This is a genomic window from Acidovorax sp. IB03, assembly GCF_016406015.1.
GTDB classification, from domain to species: Bacteria; Pseudomonadota; Gammaproteobacteria; order Burkholderiales; family Burkholderiaceae_C; genus Acidovorax; species Acidovorax temperans.
Genome location: NZ_JAEFCH010000090.1, coordinates 1 through 1,117, shown reverse-complemented (window position 1 = coordinate 1,117; position 1,117 = coordinate 1). Strand labels below are relative to the sequence as shown.

Below are 1,117 nucleotides of genomic sequence, written 5' to 3'. Positions count from 1 at the left end.
GGCGACCTCAAATCTGAAGTGCAACACCCCCTTCAGAATAGAGGCCTCCATGAGCAAAAGAACCTACGAGCAGATCACAGAATCGGAGCGCCACGCCATAGCGCTGGGCCTGCAGCAAAAGCAAAGCCTGCGGGCCATTGCCCGCGCTCTAGGCCGCAGCCCCAGCACCATCAGCCGCGAGATCCTGCGCAATGCAGGAGGCAAAGGCTACGTCAGCCGCTTTGCCCAGCAGCGCTGCCGTATTCGCCGCATCCATAGCCGCCCCCAGCCCAAACTACTGCGCTCAGGCGTCTTGTTCAAGCAGGTGTGCGAGTATCTACGCCAGCATTGGTCGCCCCAGCAAATTGCCGGGCAACTGAAGAAACTTCATCCCCACGACAGGCGCCAGCGAGTGTCACACGAGAGCATTTACACCTGCATCTATGCCCACCCCCGGGGCGAACTCAAAAAGGAGCTGGTGTCCTGTCTGCGCATGGCCCACGCCAAGCGCTGGCCCCGCTCCAAAGGCAAGGACCGGCGTGGGGAAATCCAGGACTTGCTGAGCATCCATGTGCGCCCACCGGAAATAGAGGACCGTCGGCTTCCAGGCCACTGGGAGGGCGACCTCATCAAGGGGGCGAACAACGCCAGCGCCATTGGCACCCTGGTCGAGCGCACCACGCGCCTGGTATTGCTGGTCAAGCTACCCCATCCCAATCCAGCGACAGCCGCGCATGTGCTGCAGGCATTCAGCGACAAGCTCAATGGCGTTGCCAGCCCGATGCGCCAGAGCCTGACCTACGACCGAGGCCGCGAGATGGCCGAGCACGCCAGACTTACCCAGAACACAGGCATGAAGGTGTACTTCTGTGACCCCTACAGCCCTTGGCAGCGGGGCAGCAACGAGAACACCAATGGGCTGCTGCGCCAGTACTTCCCCAAGGGTACGGACCTCAGTGGCTACACCCAGGAGCAGCTTGATGCGGTGGCCGATGAACTCAACGGGCGGCCCAGGATGACCCTGGGTTACAGCACGCCCTTGGAGGTCTATGCCCAGCATCTGCATCGCTTGAGCCAGCTGCCTGAGTCTGTGCACTGAGCAACAACAATAAATGTTGCACTTGGACTTGAATCCGCC

General features: G+C 61.1%; 1 protein-coding gene. It reads left to right on the top strand.

What is annotated here, in order from left to right; all coding sequences use genetic code 11:
• Positions 1-49 precede the first annotated feature (49 nt).
• Entirely contained in the window at positions 50-1,078 is a 1,029-nt protein-coding gene (locus IHV84_RS20180) for an IS30 family transposase (protein ID WP_198848164.1), read from the top strand.
• Positions 1,079-1,117 lie beyond the last annotated feature (39 nt).